Source organism: Candidatus Equadaptatus faecalis (genome assembly GCA_018065065.1).
Taxonomy (GTDB): Bacteria; Synergistota; Synergistia; order Synergistales; family Synergistaceae; genus Equadaptatus; species Equadaptatus faecalis.
This window is the reverse complement of record JAGHTZ010000086.1, coordinates 1-1278: the sequence shown is the minus strand read 5'-3', so window position 1 is coordinate 1278 and position 1278 is coordinate 1. Positions and strand designations below refer to the sequence as shown.

2 protein-coding genes are annotated in these 1278 nt (G+C 47.7%); both read right to left on the bottom strand.

Annotated elements, in window-relative coordinates; translation table 11 throughout:
• Positions 1-260 (bottom strand): elongation factor Tu (gene tuf, locus KBS54_07030; protein MBQ0055874.1); only part of this gene is annotated, 260 nt, incomplete at its 3' end.
• A 572-nt stretch (positions 261-832) separates the two neighbouring features.
• Positions 833-1278, bottom strand: a 446-nt coding sequence (locus tag KBS54_07025; GenBank protein MBQ0055873.1) for an autotransporter domain-containing protein, incomplete at its 5' end; no start/stop codon positions are given.

The window sequence follows — 1278 nt, the reverse complement described above, 5'->3', positions numbered from 1 at the left end:
TCAGCGTGTCCCGGGCAGTCAATGTGGGCGTAGTGTCTTGATTCTGTCTGGTATTCAACGTGGGCGATGTTGATGGTTATTCCGCGTTCTCTTTCTTCCGGCGCTTTGTCTATCATGTTGAACGGGACAAAGTCTGCTCCGTTGTGACGGGCAAGCGTTTTCGTGATTGCCGCCGTCAGGGTCGTCTTGCCGTGGTCTATGTGACCGATGGTTCCTATGTTAAGATGGGGTTTGGTTCTTTCAAATTTCTCTTTTGCCATTTCCTGTTTCCTCCCTGAGGCAGCGCCTCGTAGACTTACCCGTGCGGGCATAAACGTTCTGCAACCCAAAAGAGACCCGGTGTGCCGGATCCCACTATTGCGAGAGCAATTTTACACTAAAAAACCGACTAATGCAAGCACTTTTTTTAATATTTCTCACATTTTAGCCTTCAAAATTTCCAATTTTTTCAAATAACAGCGGCTTGGATTTCTCCAAGCCGCCGTTTTTTCGTTACATACTGTTCGCTTAGTGCTTACCTCTCCGTCATTCTGCCTGTGCCCAGTATGGGTACAGAAGCCGTCAGGCTTAGCGCAGGAATATGGTTAAAAAATCTTGTCTTTCTGCGGAAGTCCGTAGGACTTAGCGCAGAATCCAGTGTCGTTGGTTTTTCAATACCCAACGGGCTTCGCCCGTAAAGTCGCTGGATACCGTGTCAAGCACGGTATGACGTTTTTTTTGCTTGCTGCTTTTAGCTTCAAGCTTACTGCTCATTCTTCACTTTGCATTTTGCACTATACATTTAGCATTTAGCTTATAGCTTACAGCTTAATGCTTACCACTTATCGCTGCCCTATTTTCCAAACTCATACCACGCGTTCAGGTGCGCTCCTATGCTGTCGCGTTTGCCCGTGTAGCCTGTCAGCCCGAGTTCAACTTTCCAGGGGCTGTTCGCTTTGTGGTATTTAATGCCGAGTTCAGCCATTCCGCTTCCGCCTTTGAAGTCAGGTTCAAGCAGAGCGTATTCTCCCATGTGTCCTTTGGCTGTTCCGTCAAATTCGTATTCGTAGGCAAGCCCGCCGAAGAATTTTATTCCGTTTTCGTTTTCTTTGCCGTTGTAACGGAAACCGGCGCGGAGTCTGTGGCTGTTTATCTCGTCAAGGTCAAATTTCTCTCCGGCTATTGTCGGGCTGTCGCCGTTCTGTCTGTTCCAGAGGTATTTGACGTAGGTGTCTATGTTTGAGTTGTCTTTGAGCGACCATTTGTAGCCAAGTCCAAGATGTGCTCCGAGATATGCTT